The 20,641-nt window shown below is 61.9% G+C and carries 19 protein-coding genes; 18 read left to right on the top strand and 1 reads right to left on the bottom strand.

Going from position 1 to position 20,641, the window contains the following annotated elements; all coding sequences use genetic code 11:
* Positions 1–17: 17 nt before the first annotated feature.
* From fliQ to N436_RS18145, 18 genes are all read left to right on the top strand, one after another.
* Complete coding sequence (gene fliQ / locus N436_RS18060; protein ID WP_016711779.1) at positions 18–287, top strand: flagellar biosynthesis protein FliQ; 270 nt, start codon at positions 18–20, stop codon at positions 285–287.
* A 7-nt stretch (positions 288–294) separates the two neighbouring features.
* Positions 295–1,071, top strand: a complete 777-nt coding sequence (gene fliR / locus N436_RS18065) for a flagellar biosynthetic protein FliR (protein WP_060499595.1) — start codon at positions 295–297, stop codon at positions 1,069–1,071.
* A 2-nt stretch (positions 1,072–1,073) separates the two neighbouring features.
* On the top strand, positions 1,074–2,216 hold the full coding sequence (gene flhB / locus N436_RS18070) for a flagellar biosynthesis protein FlhB (protein ID WP_110741654.1): 1,143 nt from the start codon (positions 1,074–1,076) through the stop codon (positions 2,214–2,216).
* Between the two features lie 96 nt (positions 2,217–2,312).
* Entirely contained in the window at positions 2,313–3,257 is a 945-nt protein-coding gene (locus tag N436_RS18075; RefSeq protein WP_105946101.1) for an RHS repeat-associated core domain-containing protein, read from the top strand.
* Between the two features lie 285 nt (positions 3,258–3,542).
* Positions 3,543–5,672, top strand: coding sequence for a flagellar biosynthesis protein FlhA (flhA, locus tag N436_RS18080; protein WP_105946102.1), 2,130 nt, complete (start codon positions 3,543–3,545; stop codon positions 5,670–5,672).
* A gap of 11 nt (positions 5,673–5,683) precedes the next feature.
* Positions 5,684–6,991 (top strand): flagellar biosynthesis protein FlhF, encoded by a 1,308-nt coding sequence (flhF, locus tag N436_RS18085; RefSeq protein WP_105946103.1) that lies wholly within the window; start codon positions 5,684–5,686, stop codon positions 6,989–6,991.
* 93 nt (positions 6,992–7,084) lie between these two features.
* Positions 7,085–7,918, top strand: coding sequence for a flagellar synthesis regulator FleN (gene fleN, locus N436_RS18090; RefSeq protein ID WP_003254408.1), 834 nt, complete (start codon positions 7,085–7,087; stop codon positions 7,916–7,918).
* Positions 7,915–8,655 (top strand): RNA polymerase sigma factor FliA, encoded by a 741-nt coding sequence (gene fliA / locus N436_RS18095; protein WP_105946104.1) that lies wholly within the window; start codon positions 7,915–7,917, stop codon positions 8,653–8,655. Before fleN ends, fliA begins: the two co-directional genes overlap by 4 nt.
* 118 nt (positions 8,656–8,773) lie before the next feature.
* The gene (locus tag N436_RS18100) at positions 8,774–9,148 is read left to right on the top strand and encodes a chemotaxis response regulator CheY (RefSeq protein WP_010955070.1); all 375 of its coding nucleotides are present in this window, start codon (positions 8,774–8,776) and stop codon (positions 9,146–9,148) included.
* Between the two features lie 20 nt (positions 9,149–9,168).
* The gene (locus tag N436_RS18105; RefSeq protein WP_016711773.1) at positions 9,169–9,957 is read left to right on the top strand and encodes a protein phosphatase CheZ; all 789 of its coding nucleotides are present in this window, start codon (positions 9,169–9,171) and stop codon (positions 9,955–9,957) included.
* Positions 9,958–9,969: 12 nt separating this feature from the next.
* Positions 9,970–12,201 (top strand): chemotaxis protein CheA, encoded by a 2,232-nt coding sequence (locus tag N436_RS18110; RefSeq protein WP_110741655.1) that lies wholly within the window; start codon positions 9,970–9,972, stop codon positions 12,199–12,201.
* Positions 12,202–12,247: 46 nt separating this feature from the next.
* Entirely contained in the window at positions 12,248–13,384 is a 1,137-nt protein-coding gene (locus N436_RS18115; RefSeq protein WP_105946106.1) for a chemotaxis response regulator protein-glutamate methylesterase, read from the top strand.
* Entirely contained in the window at positions 13,384–14,124 is a 741-nt protein-coding gene (locus N436_RS18120) for a flagellar motor protein (protein WP_016711770.1), read from the top strand. The genes N436_RS18115 and N436_RS18120 overlap by 1 nt, the downstream gene beginning before the upstream one ends.
* A gap of 3 nt (positions 14,125–14,127) precedes the next feature.
* The gene (gene motD, locus N436_RS18125; protein WP_110741656.1) at positions 14,128–14,985 is read left to right on the top strand and encodes a flagellar motor protein MotD; all 858 of its coding nucleotides are present in this window, start codon (positions 14,128–14,130) and stop codon (positions 14,983–14,985) included.
* A gap of 201 nt (positions 14,986–15,186) precedes the next feature.
* Entirely contained in the window at positions 15,187–15,975 is a 789-nt protein-coding gene (locus tag N436_RS18130) for a ParA family protein (RefSeq protein WP_110741657.1), read from the top strand.
* Complete coding sequence (locus tag N436_RS18135) at positions 15,975–16,868, top strand: CheW domain-containing protein (protein ID WP_105946117.1); 894 nt, start codon at positions 15,975–15,977, stop codon at positions 16,866–16,868. The genes N436_RS18130 and N436_RS18135 overlap by 1 nt, the downstream gene beginning before the upstream one ends.
* Before the next feature lie 42 nt (positions 16,869–16,910).
* Positions 16,911–17,390 (top strand): chemotaxis protein CheW, encoded by a 480-nt coding sequence (locus N436_RS18140; RefSeq protein ID WP_003254393.1) that lies wholly within the window; start codon positions 16,911–16,913, stop codon positions 17,388–17,390.
* Between the two features lies 1 nt (position 17,391).
* Complete coding sequence (locus N436_RS18145; RefSeq protein WP_060499607.1) at positions 17,392–17,787, top strand: DUF2802 domain-containing protein; 396 nt, start codon at positions 17,392–17,394, stop codon at positions 17,785–17,787.
* A 42-nt stretch (positions 17,788–17,829) separates the two neighbouring features.
* Here the strand turns inward: N436_RS18145 and N436_RS18150 are convergent, their stop codons facing one another.
* On the bottom strand, positions 17,830–20,583 hold the full coding sequence (locus tag N436_RS18150; protein ID WP_110741658.1) for a dermonecrotic toxin domain-containing protein: 2,754 nt from the start codon (positions 20,581–20,583) through the stop codon (positions 17,830–17,832).
* Positions 20,584–20,641 lie beyond the last annotated feature (58 nt).

Here is a 20,641-nt window from a genome sequence, read left to right on the forward strand (position 1 = left end):
GTCAAGGAGAGCCGCCGATGACACCTGAAGTTGCTGTCGACCTGTTCCGTGATGCCCTGTGGCTGACCACCCTGCTGGTCGCCGTGCTGGTGGTGCCGAGCCTGTTGGTGGGCCTGATGGTGGCGATGTTCCAGGCCGCCACGCAGATCAACGAGCAGACCCTGAGCTTTCTGCCGCGCCTGCTGGTAATGCTGATCACGCTGATCATTGCCGGGCCGTGGCTGGTGCAGAAGTTCATGGAGTACATCACCAGCCTTTACACCAGCATCCCGCAGCTGATTGGTTGACGTGGCGATGCTGGAACTGACCGATACGCAGATCGGCACCTGGGTCGCCACCTTCATTCTGCCGTTGTTCAGGGTAACTGCGGTGCTGATGACCATGCCGATTTTCGGCACCCGCATGTTGCCGGCGCGGGTGCGCCTGTATGTGGCGGTGGCGATTACCGTGGTGATCGTGCCGGCATTGCCACCGCTGCCCGAATTCGACCCGCTGAGCCTGCGCGGTATGCTGCTGTGCGTCGAGCAGATCATCGTTGGCGCGCTGTTTGGGCTGGCCTTGCAGTTGCTGTTCCAGGCCTTCGTGATCGCTGGTCAGATCGTCGCGGTGCAGATGGGCATGGCTTTCGCCTCGATGGTCGATCCTGCCAACGGCGTAAACGTCACGGTAATCAGCCAGTTCATGACCATGCTGGTGAGTGTGCTGTTCCTGTTGATGAACGGGCACCTGGTGGTGTTCGAGGTGCTGACCGAGAGTTTTACCACCTTGCCGGTGGGGAGTGCGCTGGTGGTCAATCACTTCTGGGAGCTGGCCGGGCGCATGGGCTGGGTGTTCGGTGCCGGTCTGTTGTTGATCCTGCCAGTGATCGCTGCGCTGCTGGTGGTGAACATCGCCTTTGGCGTGATGACCCGTGCGGCGCCGCAGTTGAATATCTTCTCGATCGGCTTTCCGTTGACCTTGGTCATGGGCATGGCCATTTTCTGGGTCGGCCTGGCCGATATCCTCTCCCACTATCAGGCATTGGCCAGCGAAGCGCTGCAATGGCTGCGTGAATTGGCGAGGGCGCGCTGAGCATGGCGGAAAGCGAGAGCGGTCAGGACAAGACAGAAGAACCCACCGAAAAGCGCAAGCGCACAGCCCGCGAGAAGGGCGAGATCGCGCGCTCCAAAGAGTTGAATACCGTGGCGGTGACCTTGGCCGGTGCGGGTGGCTTGCTGGCGTTTGGTGGGCATCTGGCCGAGACCCTGCTGGCCATGATGCGCATGACCTTCAGCCTGACCCGCGACATCATCGTCGACGAGCGCGCCATGGGTGCCTTTCTTCTGGCTTCGGGCAAGATGGCCATCTGGGCGGTACAGCCGATACTGATCCTGTTGTTCGTGATCGCGTTTGTCGCACCCATTGCCCTGGGTGGTTTCCTGTTTTCCGGCAGCCTGTTGCAGCCGAAATTCAGCCGCATGAACCCGTTGTCGGGGATCAAGCGCATGTTCTCGGTGAATGCCCTGACCGAGCTGTTGAAGGCGCTCGCAAAGTTTTTCGTGATTCTGGTGGTGGCGGTAGTGGTGTTGGTCAACGACCGCCAGGCGTTGCTCTCCATTGCCAACGAGCCTTTGGAGCAAGCGATCATTCACAGTGTTCAGGTGGTCGGCTGGAGTGCGCTGTGGATGGCGGCCGGGTTGTTGCTGATTGCGGCGGCGGATGTGCCGTTCCAGTTGTGGCAGGCGCACAACAAGCTGAAGATGACCAAGCAGGAAGTGCGCGACGAATACAAGGACACCGAAGGCAAGCCCGAGGTCAAACAGCGTATTCGCCAGTTGCAGCGCGAGGCTTCGCAGCGGCGCATGATGGCGGCAGTGCCGGATGCGGACGTGATCATCACCAACCCGACGCACTACGCGGTGGCCTTGCAATACGACCCGGAGAAGGGCGGGGTGGCGCCACTGTTGCTGGCCAAGGGTACCGATTTCATTGCCTTGAAAATCCGCGAGATTGGCGTGGAGCACAAGGTCCAGATCCTCGAATCGCCAGCGCTGGCGCGGGCGATTTATTACTCCACCGAAATCGAGCAGGAAATCCCCGCAGGCCTTTACCTGGCGGTGGCGCAGGTGCTGGCCTATGTGTTCCAGATCCGCCAGTACCGTGCGGGCAAGGGCAAGCGGCCAGAGCCGCTGAAAGACGACCTGCCGATCCCGCCGGACCTGCGGCGCGACAGTTGACCGGCTGATCTGAGTGCGCCACTGATATTTCTGCCAGTTGCTGCTGATGGGAAGGGAGGGTGAACATAGTTGCTTGTTCAATAGGGAGGTTTCTCCATGACCGAGCGTCGAAGCGAGCCTGCGGCTTTGTTAGCGGTTGTTCAGTCGAATTCTCTTCACCGCGCCGATCATTCTGGTGGGCGGCAAACTTTCGCATTTACGCCGTACGGTTTCGAATGGGGTGTGCCTGTTGCGCATTTGTCGTTGGCACTCAATGGTCAGTTACCAGATGCGCTAACGGGGTTGTACTTATTGGGTGCGGGCCACCGGGCTTATAGTCCGGTTCTGATGAGGTTTATTAGCGTGGATCAGGCTAGCCCGTTTGGTGCAGGAGGCATCAATGCTTTCGCATATTGTGAAGGCGATCCTGTTAACTACAATGACAACTCCGGGCGTACCCGAGGCGGGAACCCACCTCCACTTCCACGTGCGCAGTGGATGAGTCGCCGTTTCGTGGAGGGCGGGCTTCAAAACAGCGGTAGGCCAGAGGCCAGGCCTTATCGGCTCGACCAGCGCCGTCATTCGTTTAATGGATTTGATCGACCGGCATCGAAATCGATCGTCGGCTATCATGCAGCGAAAACCGAGTATGCGCAGGCGCTGACTGGAACATTATCCGGTCGGAAGGACGTGCTGAAGACGCCGCTTGGCCAACATAAGAGATTCGGCGTCGATCCGTATTACTTCAAGGCTGATAACGAGTTTGGAGCAGCCCATTACGGTGGTGAATTATCCGTTGCTGAATTTTATGCAGGCAAGCGGAGTGTTCAGAGCCAGGCTTCTACCACCATATTTACCGTCTTTGTGGACAATGCTGAAGGTTTGCTGCCTGGCTTGGACTATCATGCGGGGCTGCTGAAACATCCAGCGAAACCGCCCTATCCTGAAACGCCTTACTTTTTTCAGTTCGGATTGTTGCCAAGGGTGATATCGCGCGTCTCGCTTCAAGTGAAAAGTGCGCGTGATACTGCCGTTCAGCCGCTGCGGTCTGCCGAAGTGTGAGGCTGTCAGGGTAGCCGTGCGGTGTTAAAGGTGGCCTGCCAATTCCGCCAGGCCTGCGACGCGAAACCTGGCCTTGCGCTGGGGCGTCTGGCCCTTTCGCGTCTAAACCCGCTCTCGCAGAACAAAACTCATTGCTTTAACAGGGTCTCTGCAGGAGCGGGTTTACCCGCGAAGAGGCCGGCACAGGCAACATAAATTCCCCGCCGAGCAAAGTTGGAAAGCTTCTTGCAAAGCCACGCCCAGGCGCCCCCTGTGCGTCAAAGTTTTGCATCAAGAGGACTCCCGGTGGATCGCACTCAGTTAATCAGCAACGCCCGTAACAACCTGGCCGGGCTCGGCCGGGGCAACCTGGGTGTGCCGCTGTTGCTGCTGGTGATGTTGGCAATGATGATGTTGCCGATTCCGCCGTTCCTGCTCGACGTGTTCTTCACCTTCAACATCGCATTGTCGATCGTCGTGCTGCTGGTGTGCGTGTACGCCCTGCGCCCGCTCGACTTCGCCGCATTCCCGACCATCCTGCTGGTGGCCACGCTGTTGCGTCTGGCCCTGAACGTGGCCTCCACGCGTGTGGTCATGTTGCACGGCCAGGAGGGCCATGGCGCCGCCGGTAAAGTGATTCAGGCCTTCGGTGAGGTGGTGATCGGCGGCAACTACGTGGTCGGTGCCGTGGTGTTCGCCATCCTCATGATCATCAACTTCGTGGTGGTGACCAAGGGTGCCGGGCGTATCTCGGAGGTGAGTGCGCGTTTCACCCTCGACGCCATGCCCGGCAAGCAGATGGCCATCGATGCCGACCTCAACGCCGGCCTGATCGACCAGGCCCAGGCCAAGCACCGCCGTGCCGAGGTGGCGCAAGAGGCCGAGTTCTACGGTTCGATGGACGGTGCCAGCAAATTCGTCCGTGGCGACGCCATCGCCGGCCTGTTGATCCTGTTCATCAACCTGATCGGCGGCATGCTCATCGGCATGCTGCAACACGGCATGAGCTTCGGCGACGCCGGCAAGGTGTACGCCCTGTTGACCATCGGTGACGGTTTGGTGGCGCAATTGCCATCACTGCTGCTGTCCACCGCCGCCGCGATCATGGTCACCCGTGCCTCGGGCTCCGAGGACATGGGCAAGCTGATCAACCGGCAGATGTTCGATTCGCCCAAGGCGCTGGCCGTGTCGGGCGCGCTGATGATCGTCATGGGCCTGGTGCCGGGCATGCCGCATGTGGCATTCCTCAGTCTCGGCTTGCTGGCCGGTGGTGGCGCCTACCTGGTGTGGAAGAAACAACAGAAGACCAAGCTGCAGGCGCAGCAGGAAGCGCAGCGCCAGCAGGACCTGCTGCCCTCGCCACAGCGTGCGCTGGAGACCAAGGAGCTGGGCTGGGACGACGTCACGCCGATCGACATGATCGGCCTGGAAGTCGGCTACCGGCTGATTCCGCTGGTCGACCGCAACCAGGGCGGCCAGTTGCTGGCACGGATCAAGGGGGTACGCAAGAAGCTGTCGCAGGACCTGGGCTTCCTCATGCCGACCGTGCACATTCGTGACAACCTCGACCTGCAACCCAGCGCCTATCGCCTGACCCTGATGGGGGTGATCCTGGCCGAGGCGGAGATCTACCCGGACCGCGAGCTGGCGATCAACCCGGGGCAGGTCTTCGGCACCCTCAACGGTATTGCTGCGCGCGACCCGGCGTTTGGCCTTGAAGCGGTGTGGATCGACGTTGGCCAGCGCTCGCAAGCGCAGTCGCTGGGGTATACCGTGGTCGACGCCAGCACGGTGGTGGCCACCCACCTCAACCAGATCCTGCAGAAGCACTGCCACGAGCTGATCGGCCACGAAGAGGTCCAGCAATTGCTGCAGGTGCTGGGCAAGGCATCGCCTAAACTGGCAGAAGAGCTGGTGCCGGGTGTCATTTCCTTGTCGGGCCTGCTCAAGGTGCTGCAAGCGCTGTTGTCGGAACAGGTGCCAGTGCGCGATATTCGCAGTATTGCCGAAGCCATCGCGAACAACGCTGGCAAGAGTCAAGATACCGCCGCGCTGGTAGCGGCAGTGCGCGTCGGATTGTGTCGCGCCATCGTGCAAAGCATTGTCGGCGTTGAGTCGGAGCTACCAGTGATTACCCTGGAGCCAAGGTTGGAACAGATTTTGCTCAATAGTCTGCAAAGGGCCGGGCAGGGTCAGGAAGAGGGTGTTCTTCTGGAGCCTAGCATGGCCGAGAAGCTGCAACGTTCGCTGATCGAAGCGGCCCAGCGCCAGGAAATGCAGGGCCAGCCGGCCATTCTTCTGGTCGCCGGCCCGATCCGCGCCATGCTGTCGCGTTTCGGTCGCCTGGCTGTACCGAATTTGCATGTTCTGGCGTATCAGGAAATACCGGACAACAAGCAAGTCACCATCGTTGCCACCGTGGGCCCTAACGGCTGAGGTAGTGGATAATGCAAGTTAAGCGATTTTTCGCCGCCGATATGCGTCAGGCCATGAAACTGGTCCGTGATGAGCTGGGCGCCGATGCCGCGATCATTGGCAACCGCCGTATTGCCGGTGGTGTCGAACTGACGGCCGCGCTGGACTACAAGCTGTCCGCCCTGGCCCCACGCGTGCCCAACGCCGAGCTGGAAGAAGAGCTGCGCAAGACGCACACGCGCATCGCCACGGCCCAGGCCGAGCTGGACCACCGCCAGGACAGCAGTGACAACAACCGCCAATTGTTCGCCGGGCAGTCGCTGACCGCCGCCGAGCCATTGATCGAGCCGCACGTCGATGCCCCTGAGGCCGCTGCTGCCCCGGCCGCTGCGCCAGTAGACCCGCGCCTGTTCGATGCCATGCGCTCCGAGCTGTCGGGCCTGCGCGAGTTGCTGGAAGTGCAGCTCGGCTCGCTGGCCTGGACCCAGTTGCAGGGCAGCAAGCCGCAGCAGGCCAACCTGTGGCGGCGCCTGCAGCGCATCGGCCTGTCCGGCCCGATTGCCCGCGAGCTGCTGGACCTCACCACCGAGATCGAAGAGCCACGCCAGGCCTGGCGCATGCTGCTGGCGCACCTGGCGCGCATGATCGAAATTCCGGAAATCGAGCCGATCGAAGAGGGCGGGGTGATCGCCATGGTCGGCCCGGCCGGCATGGGCAAAACCACGACCCTGGCCAAACTGGCCGCCCGCTACGTGCTCAAGTACGGCGCGCAGAACCTGGCGCTGGTGAGCATGGACAGCTTCCGCATCGGCGCCCAGGAGCAGCTCAAGACCTTGGGCCGCATCCTCAACGTGCCGGTGACCTACGTCGACCCGGGGCAGTCGCTGGCAGCCGCACTGGAACCGTTGCTGCGCAAGCGCGTGGTGCTGATCGATACCGCCGGCCTGCAGGCCAGCGACCCGGCGCTGCGCATGCAGCTGGAAACCCTGGCCGGGCGTGGCATTGCTGCGAAGAACTACCTGGTGCTGGCCACCACCAGCCAGAAGCAGGTGCTGACCGCCGCCTACCACAGTTACAAGCGCTGTGGCCTGGCCGGCTGCATCCTGACCAAACTTGATGAAACGGCAAGCCTCGGTGATGTGCTGAGCCTTGCCATCAGTCATGAACTGCCTGTGGCCTACCTCACCGATGGCCCGCGCATTCCTGACGACCTGCACCTGCCGCGTGGCCACCAGCTGGTCTCCCGCGCAGTCAATGTGCAGCAGCAGGACGAGCCCAGCGAAGAGGCCATGGCCGACATGTTCGCTGATCTCTACCACAACCCACGGCGAGCGGGTTGACCATGAAGCGTGTGCAAAGTAGCTATGCCAAGGGGTACGCAGAATTGCCCCGCGTGTGGCCTGAGTCCCAGCGAGACAAGGTAAAGAACAGACATGGGTAGCATGCATCCCGTACAGGTGATCGCCGTGACCGGTGGCAAAGGTGGCGTCGGCAAGACTAACGTTTCAGTGAACTTGTCCCTGGCGCTGGCCGAGCTTGGCCGCAGGGTCATGCTGCTTGACGCCGACTTGGGCCTGGCCAACGTCGACGTGTTGCTGGGCCTTACCCCCAAACGTACCTTGGCCGATGTCATCGAAGGGCGCTGCGAGCTGCGTGACGTGATGCTGCAAGGCCCTGGCGGTGTGCGTATCGTGCCGGCGGCCTCGGGCACCCAGAGCATGGTGCACCTGGCCCCGGCCCAGCATGCGGGCCTGATCCAGGCGTTCAGCGAAATCGGCGACAACCTCGACGTGCTGGTAATCGACACGGCTGCGGGTATCGGTGACTCGGTGGTCAGCTTCGTTCGCGCTGCCCAGGAAGTGCTGCTGGTGGTGTGCGACGAACCCACCTCGATCACCGACGCCTATGCCCTGATCAAACTGCTGAACCGCGATTACGGCATGAATCGTTTCCGCGTGCTGGCCAACATGGCGCAGAGCCCGCAGGAAGGGCGCAACCTGTTCGCCAAGCTGACCAAGGTCACCGACCGCTTCCTTGACGTTGCCCTGCAGTACGTAGGCGCCGTGCCGTACGACGAGTGCGTGCGCAAGGCGGTGCAAAAGCAGCGTGCCGTCTACGAAGCCTTCCCTCGCTCCAAGTGCGCGCTGGCCTTCAAGGCGATTGCCCAGAAGGTCGACAGCTGGCCGTTGCCGGCCAACCCGCGCGGCCATCTGGAGTTCTTCGTCGAGCGCCTGGTGCAGCCCACCAGCGCGGGACCTGTGCTATGAACGCCAGCGGCTTCAAGATGTACAGCCGGGCGGCCAAAGACGCCCAATACGAGCTGATCGAGCGTTATGCGCCGCTGGTCAAGCGTATTGCCTACCACTTGCTGGCGCGGTTGCCAGCCAATGTGCAGGTCGAGGATCTGATCCAGGCCGGCATGATCGGCCTGCTGGAAGTGGCCAGCAAGTATGACGCCAGCAAGGGCGCCAGCTTTGAAACCTACGCCGGCATCCGCATTCGCGGGGCCATGCTGGATGAGGTTCGCAAAGGCGACTGGGCACCGCGTTCGGTGCACCGCAATACCCGTATGGTCAGTGACGCGATGCGTGCCGTAGAGGCCAGAACGGGCCGGGACGCTAAAGATCATGAAGTTGCTGCCGAACTCCAGTTGAGTCTCGATGATTACTACGGGATCTTGAACGACACCCTGGGCAGCCGACTGTTCAGCTTTGACGACCTGTTGCAGGACGGCGAGCACGAAGGGCTTCACGAGGATGGTGCCAGTGGCCACGTCGAACCTGCGCGTGGCCTGGAGGACGAGCGCTTCCAGGCTGCGCTGACCGAAGCCATTGCCAACCTGCCGGAGCGTGAGCGCCTGGTGCTGGCGCTGTACTACGACGAAGAGCTGAACCTCAAGGAAATCGGTGAGGTGCTGGGTGTCAGCGAATCGCGGGTCAGCCAGTTGCACAGCCAGTGTGCCGCGCGTCTGCGCAGCCGCCTGGGGGAATGGCGGGCACGTTGAGCCCGCTGCCGTTGCAGTCGTTTTCCACATGCGTTTTCCATGTTGCACCGATTTGATTGAATGCGTGCTCGCAGCCGAGCGCGTTTGAGACTGCTTGGAGGTCTACTTGAACAAAGACATGAAAATCCTCATCGTTGACGACTTTTCGACGATGCGGCGGATCATCAAGAACCTGTTGCGTGACCTGGGCTTCACCAACACTGACGAAGCCGATGACGGCACCACGGCGCTGCCGATGCTGGAAAACGGCCACTATGACTTCCTGGTGACCGACTGGAACATGCCGGGCATGTCCGGCATCGACCTGCTGCGTAAAGTGCGTGCCAGCGACAAGCTGAAAAGCATGCCGGTACTGATGGTGACCGCTGAAGCCAAGCGCGACCAGATCATCGAAGCGGCCCAGGCCGGCGTCAACGGTTACGTGGTCAAGCCGTTCACCGCCCAGGTGCTCAAAGAAAAGATCGAGAAGATCTTCGAACGCGTCAACGGCTGAGTCACGTCAGGGGGCGCGCCATGGATTCATCACAAACCTCTTTGGGCGAGTTCGAATCGACCCTGAAGAAACACGCCCAGGAGTTGGTCGAAAGCCTGGAGCGCGGCCGCTTCGGCGAGGCGGTGCAGCTGATTCACGAGCTGAACCAGACCCGCGACCGTGGCCTGTACCAGGAAGTCGGCAAACTGACCCGCGAACTGCACAGCGCCATCGTCAGTTTCCAGATCGACCCGACCATGCCGCAAGCCGAGGAGGTGTCGCAGATTACCGACGCCACCGAGCGCCTGTCTTACGTGGTCAAGCTGACCGAGGGCGCGGCCAACCGCACCATGGACCTGGTCGAGGAAAGCACCCCGGTGCTGAACGACCTGGCCAGCGAGGCCAAGGCCCTGAGCACCGACTGGCAGCGCTTCATGCGCCGCGAAGTGGCTGCGCCGGAATTCCGTGACCTGGTCAAGCGCGTCGACAGTTTCCTGACGCACAGCGCCGAAGGTAACCGCAAGGTCGCCGGCCACCTCAATGACATTCTGCTGGCTCAGGACTATCAGGACCTGACCGGTCAGGTGATCAAACGCGTCACCACATTGGTGACCGAAGTCGAAAGCAACTTGCTCAAGCTGGTGCTGATGGCCAGCCAGGTCGACCGGTTTGCCGGCATAAAACATGACCACGATCAACTGCGCGCAGAAAAAGATGCAGAAAAACATCCGACTCGGGGTGAAGGTCCGCAGATTCATGCCGATAAGCGTGAAGACGTCGTGTCCGGTCAGGACGATGTCGATGATCTGCTGTCCAGCCTGGGTTTTTAAGGAGCACGTTTGATGAGCTTCGGCGCCGATGAAGAAATCCTCCAGGATTTCCTGGTAGAAGCCGGCGAAATTCTTGAGCAACTGTCCGAGCAACTGGTCGAGCTGGAAAGCCGGCCCGACGATGCCGACCTGCTCAATGCGATCTTTCGCGGTTTCCACACTGTTAAAGGGGGCGCCGGCTTCCTTCAGCTGAACGAGCTGGTGGAGTGCTGCCATATTGCCGAGAACGTGTTCGACGTCCTGCGCAAGGGTGAGCGCCGGGTCGATGCGGAACTGATGGACGTGGTGCTCGAGGCACTGGATACGGTCAACAGCATGTTTGGCCAGGTGCGCGAGCGCGCCGAAGTGACCCCGGCCACCCCCGAGCTGCTGGCGGCGTTGTCACGCCTGGCCGAGCCCGGTGGCGCCGAAGTGGTTGCGCCGTCTGTTGCTGTGCCCGAGCCGGTTGCGGAGGCGCCCGCCGCAGCCCCGGTCGAGGACCAGGACATCACCGACAGCGAGTTTGAACAGTTGCTCGACTCGCTCGATGCGGTCAAGGCGCAAGCGGCGGCCGACGAGCAGATGCAGGGCGAGACCGTCAGCGGCGAGGGTGACGAAATCACCGATGCCGAGTTCGAGTCGCTGCTTGACCAGTTGCACGGCAAAGGCCAGTTCAGCACCGAGGTGGCAGCCGCGCCGGTAGCCGCATCTGCCGAACCGGTCAGCGATGAAATCACCGACGCCGAGTTCGAATCGCTGCTCGACCAGTTGCATGGCAAGGGCACCTTCCAGGCGGATGCCTTGCCAGCCGCCAAGGCGCCGGCGCCCGCCGTGGAGGGTAACCCCGCAGCGACCAGCGACGAAATCAGCGAGCATGAGTTCGAGGCGTTGCTGGACCAGCTGCATGGCAAGGGCAAGTTCGGCGGTGACGTTGCCGCAGTCGAAGCGCCTGCTGCAGCCAAGGTGCAAGCACCCGTCGCAGCCAAGGCCGACAGCCAGCCGGTTGCCAAGCCTGCCCCTGCAGCGCCGGCCAGCAAGCCGGCGGCGGCACCCCGTGCGCCGGCCCCGGCCGCCGACAAGCATGCTGTCAGCGAAGCGGAAACCACCGTGCGTGTGGACACTGCGCGCCTGGACGAGATCATGAACATGGTGGGCGAACTGGTGCTGGTGCGTAACCGCCTGGTGCGCCTGGGCCTGAACAGCGGCGACGAGGCCATGTCCAAGGCCGTGTCCAACCTCGATGTGGTCACTGCCGACCTGCAGACAGCGGTGATGAAAACCCGCATGCAGCCGATCAAGAAAGTGTTCGGCCGCTTCCCTCGGCTGGTGCGCGACTTGGCTCGCCAGCTGAAAAAAGAGATCAACCTGGAGCTGGTCGGCGAAGAGACCGACCTGGACAAGAACCTGGTCGAAGCACTGGCCGACCCGCTGGTGCACCTGGTGCGTAACGCTGTCGACCATGGTGTCGAGATGCCTGATGAGCGTGAAGCGTCTGGCAAGGCGCGTACGGGCCGCGTGGTGCTGTCTGCCGAGCAGGAGGGTGACCACATCCTGCTGTCGATTTCTGACGACGGCAAGGGCATGGACCCTAACATCCTGCGTGCCAAGGCCGTGGAAAAGGGCCTGATGGACAAGGACGCCGCCGAGCGCTTGAGCGAGTCGGACTGCTACAACCTGATCTTCGCGCCAGGGTTCTCGACCAAGACCGAGATTTCCGACGTGTCCGGGCGTGGCGTGGGCATGGACGTGGTGAAGACCAAGATCTCCCAGCTCAACGGTTCGATCAACATCTACTCGGCCAAGGGCCAGGGCTCGAAGATCGTCATCAAGGTACCGCTGACCCTGGCGATCATGCCCACCCTGATGGTGATGCTGGGCAACCAGGCGTTCGCCTTCCCGCTGGTCAACGTCAACGAGATCTTCCACCTCGACCTGTCGCGCACCAATGTGGTCGACGGCCAGGAAGTGGTGATCGTGCGCGACAAGGCGCTACCGCTGTTCTACCTCAAGCGCTGGCTGGTCCAGGGCCAGGTGCACGAAGAGCAGCACGAGGGCCATGTGGTGATCCTGTCGGTCGGCACCCAGCGCATCGGCTTTGTCGTCGATCAACTGGTAGGCCAGGAAGAAGTGGTCATCAAGCCGCTGGGCAAGATGCTGCAGGGCACCCCGGGCATGTCCGGGGCCACCATCACCGGTGACGGGCGCATTGCGTTGATTCTCGACGTCCCGAGCATGCTCAAGCGTTACGCCGCGCGGCGTATTTGATTTCGGTGGCGCACCCTGGCGGGTTGCGCCGCCTAATGGAGTGTTTATGGCAGTCAAGGTCCTGGTGGTGGATGATTCCGGTTTCTTCCGCCGCCGCGTCTCGGAAATCCTCTCGGCGGATCCGACGATCCAGGTAGTGGGTACCGCGACCAACGGCAAGGAAGCAATCGACCAGGCGCTGGCGCTCAAGCCCGATGTCATCACCATGGACTACGAAATGCCCATGATGGATGGCATCACCGCAGTGCGGCACATCATGCAGCGCTGCCCGACGCCCGTGTTGATGTTCTCCTCGCTGACCCACGAAGGTGCCCGTGTCACCCTCGATGCCCTGGATGCGGGGGCGGTGGATTACCTGCCGAAAAACTTCGAAGACATCTCGCGCAACCCCGAAAAGGTCAAGCAGATGCTGTGTGAGAAGGTGCACACCATTTCGCGCAGCAACCGTCGCCTTGGCAGCTATGCCCGCACCGCGCCGGTCGCTGCGCCTGCGCCAGCCAGCAGCCCTGTGCCGACAAGCAGCTTTGCCAGCCCGACGCCAGCCCGCGCTGCGGCGCCTGCCCGAGCGGCGGCCCCGGCCCCTGGCCCGGCGGCATCGCACTCGCCTGCCCCCAAGCGCAAGCCATACAAACTGGTAGCCATCGGCACCTCCACAGGCGGCCCGGTGGCTTTGCAGCGGGTGCTGACCCAGTTGCCGGCCAATTTCCCGGCGCCGATCGTGCTGATCCAGCACATGCCGGCGGCGTTCACCAAGGCCTTTGCCGAACGCCTCGACAAACTGTGCCGCATCAGCGTCAAGGAGGCCGAGGACGGCGACATGCTGCGCCCGGGCCTGGCCCTGCTGGCCCCGGGTGGCAAGCAGATGATGATCGATGGCCGTGGCACGGTGAAGATCCTGCCTGGTGACGAGCGCCTGAACTACAAGCCGTGCGTGGACATCACCTTCGGTTCGGCGGCCAAGTCGTATGGCGACAAAGTGCTGTCGGTGGTGCTCACCGGCATGGGCGCCGATGGCCGCGAGGGTGCGCGCCTGCTCAAGCAGGGTGGCAGCACGGTGTGGGCCCAGGATGAGGCCAGCTGCGTGATCTATGGCATGCCCATGGCCATCGTCAAGGCCAACCTGGCCGACGCGGTGTACAGCCTGGACGAAATCGGCAAACACCTGGTGGAGGCCTGCGTCTGATGGACGTCCTCAGCCTGATCGGCCTGATCCTCGCCTTTGTCGCCATCGTCGGTGGCAACTTCCTCGAAGGCGGCCATGTCGGTGCCCTGATCAATGGCCCGGCGGGGCTGATTGTGCTGGGCGGTACCCTGGCGGCCGCCTTGTTGCAGTCGCCGCTGTCGTCGTTCAAGCGTGCCTTGCAGATTTTGCGCTGGATCCTGTTCCCGCCACGGGTCGACCTGGCGGGCGGCATCGACCGCGTGGTGAACTGGAGCCTGACCGCACGCAAGGAAGGCTTGCTGGGCCTGGAAGGGGTGGCCGACAGCGAGCCCGACCCGTATGCGCGCAAGGGCCTGCAACTGCTGGTGGACGGCGCCGAGCCGGAAGCCATCCGCAGCATCCTTGAAGTCGACTTTTTGACCCAGGAAAGCCGTGACATCCAGGCCGCCAAGGTGTTCGAAAGCATGGGCGGCTATGCGCCGACCATCGGCATCATCGGTGCGGTAATGGGCCTGATCCACGTCATGGGCAACCTGGCCGACCCGTCGCAGTTGGGCAACGGTATTGCCGTGGCCTTCGTTGCAACCATCTATGGTGTGGCCAGTGCCAACCTGATCCTGCTGCCGGTCGCCAACAAGCTCAAGGCCATTGTCATGCGCCAGTCGCGCTACCGCGAAATGCTGCTCGAAGGCCTGCTGTCGATTGCCGAGGGTGAGAACCCGCGCTCGATCGAGCTGAAGCTGCAAGGCTTCATGGAGTAACCCATGCGTCGCCGTCGTCATACCGAGGAACACGAAAACCACGAACGCTGGCTGGTGTCGTACGCCGACTTCATCACCTTGCTATTCGCCTTTTTCGTGGTGATGTACTCGATTTCCTCGATCAACGAGGGCAAGTACAAGGTCATTTCCCAGGCCTTGCTGGGGGTGTTCAACGACCCTGAGCGCAGCATGAAGCCGATCCCCATCGGCGATGAGCAGCCGTTGAGCGTGCGCCCGGCAGAGCCGCTGGTGAAGGACAGCGAGCAGACCGAGGCGGGCCTGGCGGCAACCAACGTCGACCCGCTGAAAACCATCAGCGATGATGTGCGGGATGCCTTTGGCGACCTGATCAACAGCAACCAGATGACCGTGCGCGGCAACGAGTTGTGGATCGAGATCGAGCTGAACTCGTCGCTGCTGTTCGGCAGCGGCGATGCCATGCCCAGTGACAAGGCGTTCGCCATCATCGAAAAGGTGGCCAACATTCTCAAGCCGTTCGCCAACCCGGTGCACGTCGAGGGCTTTACCGACAACCTGCCAATCCGCACCGCGCAGTACCCGACCAACTGGGAGCTGTCGTCGGCACGGGCGGCGAGCATCGTGCGGCTGCTGGCCATGGAAGGGGTCAACCCGGCGCGCATGGCTTCGGTGGGCTATGGCGAGTACCAGCCGGTGGCCAGCAACGACACCGCCGACGGCCGCGCGCGCAACCGCCGTGTGGTGCTGGTGATATCGCGCAACCTTGAAGTGCGCCGTAGCCTGACCGGCTCGGGCAGTGCCAATGCTACGCCGGATGCCGCATTGCGCCGGGCTGGCACACAAAGTGCACCGGCAACGTCAGCAACGGTGGCGGGGCAGTGATCCGTCAATTCCCCGACACTGTGGCACGTACCCTTGTGGGAGCGGGCGAGCCCGCGAATCAGGCGACGCGGTGAATGGCACCGGCTTCGCCGGTGTTCGCGGGCTCGCCCGCTCCCACAGGGATCGTGCAAGCTTGTAAATTTCGAGTCAGGCAGTTGTGTTAGCCGTGTCCCTGCCAAATCAATAGATAGAGTTTGCTTGATGAGAGTCTGGGCAGTAGCCAATCAAAAAGGTGGCGTCGGCAAGACCACCACGACCATCGCCCTGGCCGGCCTGCTGGCAGAGGCCGGCAAGCGCGTGGTCGTCGTTGACCTCGACCCGCACGGTTCGATGACCAGCTACTTCGGGCACAACCCCGATGCCCTGGAGCACAGCTGCTACGACCTGTTCCTGCACAAGGGCGCGGTACCCGAGGGCTTGCCTGGGCAATTGCTGCTGCCCACCAGTGACGAGCGCATCTCGCTGTTGCCATCGAGCACCGCGCTGGCCGTGCTGGAGCGCCAGTCGCCGGGGCAGAACGGCCTGGGCCTGGTAATCGCCAAGAGTCTGGCGCAGCTATGGCAGGATTTCGACTTTGCCCTGATCGACAGCCCACCCTTGCTCGGCGTGCTGATGGTCAATGCCCTGGCCGCCAGCCAGCAGTTGGTCATCCCGGTGCAAACCGAGTTTCTCGCAGTCAAGGGCCTGGAGCGCATGGTCGGCACCCTGGCCATGGTCAATCGCTCGCGCAAGCAGGCGCTGCCATATCAGATCGTGCCAACCCTGTTCGACCGCCGTACCCAGGCCTCGCTGGGCACGCTCAAGCAGTTGCGTGACAGTTACGGCCAGCAGGTGTGGCAAGGCTACATCCCGGTGGACACGCGCCTGCGCGATGCCAGCCGCAAGGGTGTTACGCCCTCGCAGTTCGACAGCAAGAGCCGTGGGCTGATTGCCTACCGGGCGCTGCTCAAGCACCTGCTGACTTACAAGACTGCGGCGCAGGTGGCCTGATGACCCAGATACAGAAAACCGGCACCCGGCCGCAATTGGCCCTGCAGTCGTACCTCGATGGCCTGCTGCAGGAGGCTACCGAGGCCGAAGGCCTGTTCGAGCAGCCGGTTGTAGCGGACGATTTCGCCGAAGCGGTGCGTGAGGAACAGGCGCGTGATGCCCGGCAACCGGCCGTGCCGGTGCCGGCTGAAGCCGCCGCTAGCTTCCCGCCGCGACCTTTTGCCGAACCAAAGCTGGCGGTGCTGCCTGCCGTCATGCCGGTGGAAGCCCCTGTGGTGACGGTGGTCGAACAAGCGGTGGTAGCCGAGGCCAGTATTCCGGTACTGGTTGAGGAGCAGGCCGTGGAGCTGGCGGTTCCGCTGGTGGATGTGCATTTGCCGGCACCGGATCTGCCGGTGCCGCCAGCCAGCGTCGACGGCCGTCCGGTGTGGGCCGCCGAGCCGTTCGAATGCTTGCTGTTCGACGTGGCTGGCTTGACCCTGGCGGTGCCGTTGGTGTGCCTGGGGTCGATCTACAACCTGGCCGGCCAGGAGCTGACGCCGCTGTTCGGCCAGCCCGATTGGTTTCTCGGCATCCTGACCTGCCAGGCGGGTAACCTGAAGGTGCTGGACACTGCGCGTTGGGTGATGCCCGACCGTTACCGGGATGATTTTCGCCAAGGCCTGAATTACGTGATTTCCGTGCAGGGCTACGAATGGGGGTTGGCCGTGCACCAGGTCAGCCGCTCGCTGCGCCTGGACCCGTCAGAAATCAAATGGCGCAGCCAGCGTGGCCAGCGCCCGTGGCTGGCCGGCACCGTAATCGAACACATGTGTGCACTGCTCGACGTCGCCGCGTTGGCCGAGCTGATCGCCAGCGGCGCGGTCAAGCAGATGCACGCTAGACAAAAATGACACCGAACACACCGCCAATGGCGGATTTTGAGGGCTAGGGGAATGAAAAAGTCGTCTGCACAAGGTTCCGAAGATCCGATCCTGCAGTGGGTTACCTTCCGTCTGGACAACGAGTCCTACGGCATCAATGTGATGCAGGTACAGGAAGTGTTGCGCTACACCGAGATCGCCCCGGTGCCGGGTGCGCCAAGCTATGTGCTGGGCATCATCAACCTGCGCGGCAACGTGGTGACGGTGATCGACACCCGCCAGCGTTTCGGCCTGATGCCGACCGAAGTCACCGACAACACCCGTATCGTCATCATCGAGGCTGACAAGCAAGTGGTCGGCATTCTGGTCGACAGCGTGGCCGAGGTGGTGTACCTGCGCCAGTCCGAAATCGAGACCGCGCCAAACGTGGGTAACGAAGAGTCGGCCAAGTTCATCCAGGGCGTGTGCAACAAGAATGGCGAACTGCTGATTCTGGTTGAGCTGGACAAGATGATGACCGAGGAAGAGTGGTCCGAGCTGGAGAATATCTGAGTTGATCCTACAGGTTGCTGTCATCTTCCTGGCGCTGGTGTGGGCGCTGAGCCTGTGGTTTTTCCTCAACTACAGCAAGCGCCAGCGCGAGCTGGCCGCGCAGCAGGCCGAAGGCGATGCGCTGCGTGACCAGCGCATCAAGGACCTGGCCAAACGCCTGGACGACTACCAGAACGGTACCGTGCGCATGGGCGAGGCGCTGCACGAGCTGAGCGTGGCGGTGGCGCCACTGCCCGACAAGATTCAGCAGCTGGAACAGCGTGACCCCAACAACGTCACCTTCACCCAGGCCGCCAAACTGGTGGGCATGGGCGCCAGCGTGGCCGAATTGACCGAAAGCTGCGGCTTAACCCAGGCCGAGGCGGAGTTGATGAGCAAGCTGCACCGCAGCGGGTGAAGGCAGGAAGGCGACCATGATGTCGCCTTTCTTTCAGGTGCTTCAGGTTGTGGCCCAGGAATGCATGCCACCCACTCTGGCCACGCGGGACAGTGGCAGGCGCTGGAGCTGTAGCGCCTTGAAAACGTCCAGGTCGACGTAGAGGAAGCTGTTGATGCGCGGCATCATGTACAGGTTGTGAAGCTGACGCAGGCAATAGAGATCTGGCAGCACCCGGTCTACCACGGCATTGAACATTCCCGGGCCGGTCAGTTCACTGAGCCGGTTGGCGTAGCGATAGAAGCCAGCGGGGTCATCTGCCAGCGTGGGACGTACCTGGTAGAAATCCGCATTGGCCAGATAGCGGGCATGCATTTCTTCGGAAATGGCCAGCAGCGTCGGGTTGCCGGCTTGGCTGCCGATCATGCTGGTGTTGAACTGCGTGTTCATTCCCAGCTTTTCGTTTTGCATGGGTGGGTGTAACAGCAGCCCGTCATCGGTGGCGAGCAATTCTACGGTATCGATAGCCGCAGTGTTATGAGCGGCACTCGCCGCCGCATCCAGCAGTTGGTCATCGACATCCATGTATATCCCGCCTTCAGCATGCAGCATCGGGTAGCGCAATACATCCGATGCTGAGGAGAAGTTGGTGGCTACACCGCCGTTGCCGTCGATTGCTGCTTGGTACTGGGCAAAGTACTGGCTTTGTTCGAAGGCGGTGAAGAAAGGCTGGTCTTCCAGTGTTAATACCTGCATATCGGGCACTCTTGCCTCTAGCATGCGCAGGTTTTCCGCAAAGGCCTCGGGGTTTGCTTTTGACAGGAATAGCCGATATCGATACGCACTGTCGCGTAGTTTTAGTGCGTTGGCAGCCAGTGTGCCAAGCAGCTCGTCGCTGAGCGTTTTATTGCCGACCCAAAGCGATGAAATCAGCTTGGGGATCGGGTGAGCACCTGGCGGGACGGGCGCTGGTAAATGTACGGGAAGCTGCACATCGATACCCAGCGCTCGCAGGGATGACATGCGCATCTGGTTTGTTACCTGGCGCCCTTCGGGGTTGACGATGCGCAAGTTACCGGTTTCGGGCTCGGCTTCATAGTAAACCGGTTCTACCTCATTGGTGCCTTCCTCGGTGATGAACAGATCGGCTTCCATGTCGTAGACCAGGTCGAGCACTTCTGCGTAGTCGGGCACTTCTTCGTAGTAGCCGATCAGTTGGTCCACATCGCCGTTGTACCGAGGAAAGCGCCTTACCGAGTTGGCAACGACGGCATCAGCGTCCGGCAGGGGCGCTATGCGCGCCGGGCGGTGAAAATAGGGGGCTACTTCCACCTCCGGCAAATGGGGCGGGCTTACGGGGCTCAGGGGGTATCCCCATTGATCATTGATTTTGCGCGGGAGAACGAAGCCGTCTTCCTGATAGCGAAACAGCGCAGTGCTTTTGATCACGGCCTCAGCGGCCAAGGGGGTTGAATTCAAAAGACCATAAGCGATATCGCCCAGCCCTTGCTGTTTTTCGCGCAGGGTTTTCCCGTTGATGGCCTGGTCAAGGCCAAGCGCAAGCTGCGCTATACCGCCTAGCGCAAGCAGCGGGGCCAGGCCCGGCACCACGAATGTCAGCGGTGCCACAAGCGTGAGGGTGCTGTTCAGGTAGCTGGCCCATCTGGATTTTGTTATTTGCGCATTGCTGGTAATGAGGAAATCGGCATCGTCGTAACAGCGTTGGCGCTGACGCTCGGCCATGGCCTGGAACAGATCGCCGGTAAGGCGTGGGTTGTACTTGCCGGGGCGGTAGTTGACGTACGTACGCGGTGGCCATGTACCGTCGTCGTTGAAAAAGCCATGCTCCGGTGGCAAGCGGTGGTTGTGCGGATAAACGCCCAGGCCTTCCAGGGCGGTGTCCAGGCCGCTGAAGTCGATGCCCTGTGGGCCGTCGGCCAGGCGGAAGTGTTGCTTGAGTGCCTGGCGCGTGTCGGCGCCTTTGCACTGTTGGCCAACCCAGTCTTTCAACAGGTCTTCGCTGGCGAACTCCAGTAGCGGTGAACTGTTGCCGGGGGCGTAGAGCAGGATCAGGTCGGTCTTGGTGTCGTTGATGTACAGCAGGTCGGTGGCGGCATAGCCGTAGATGCTCAGCGTGCTCAGGCGTAAACCTTCGCCGCGCGGGATCAGTTCGGCTGCCCGCCAGGCCAGCTTGCGTGCGGCGTCGCTCAGGCTGCCTTCTGCGACCTGTTTGTTGCAGGCAGCGATGAAGTTGAGTTTGCAGCACAGTCGGTAGTCTGAATGGTGTTGATGCCAGTAAGTGTCGAGTGATGCCGTGTAACCTGCGTGAAAGTCCATTGCTTCTATATGGCTTTGCAAGGCTTCGGCGCGGATGTCGAGCAGTGTGGAATGATCGTAACGGGCGGGTGTGCTGCGCTTGAACAGGCCATTGAACACCTCGTACCAGGCGCCGTTGTCGTAAATGGGCTGTGGGGGGAAGTGATCGACCAGTGTGATCGGGCCATCGTCCGGCAACGTGCCGGCCCAGGGTTGCCTGAACAGCCCGCCGAAGAAGTCGTTGTTGGATTCGCCTTGCCAGTTCATCAGCACCGCTTGGGTGAGGCTGACCCGCTGTACGACTTTGGCCTGGTAACTGGCGATGCCATCAGGGTGAACATGCAGCGTGACGACATCGATCAGGTCTGGGTCCTGGTGTACCCCTTGGGTGGCAAGCCAGGCAGCAATTGCGCGCTTGGCCTCGCGGTCGGGGCGGGGAAGGGTGGCGAGGTGGTCGCGTACGAACTGCACGCCAGCCGCATTGATGTGCGTGGTGGCCATGTCGGTCTCCGTGGTTTGGGAAAACCACAGCATCGACCGGCTGATTGGCAGGGGAGTG

It is taken from the genome of Pseudomonas sp. RV120224-01b, from assembly GCF_003208145.1.
Taxonomy (GTDB): domain Bacteria; phylum Pseudomonadota; class Gammaproteobacteria; order Pseudomonadales; family Pseudomonadaceae; genus Aquipseudomonas; species Aquipseudomonas monteilii.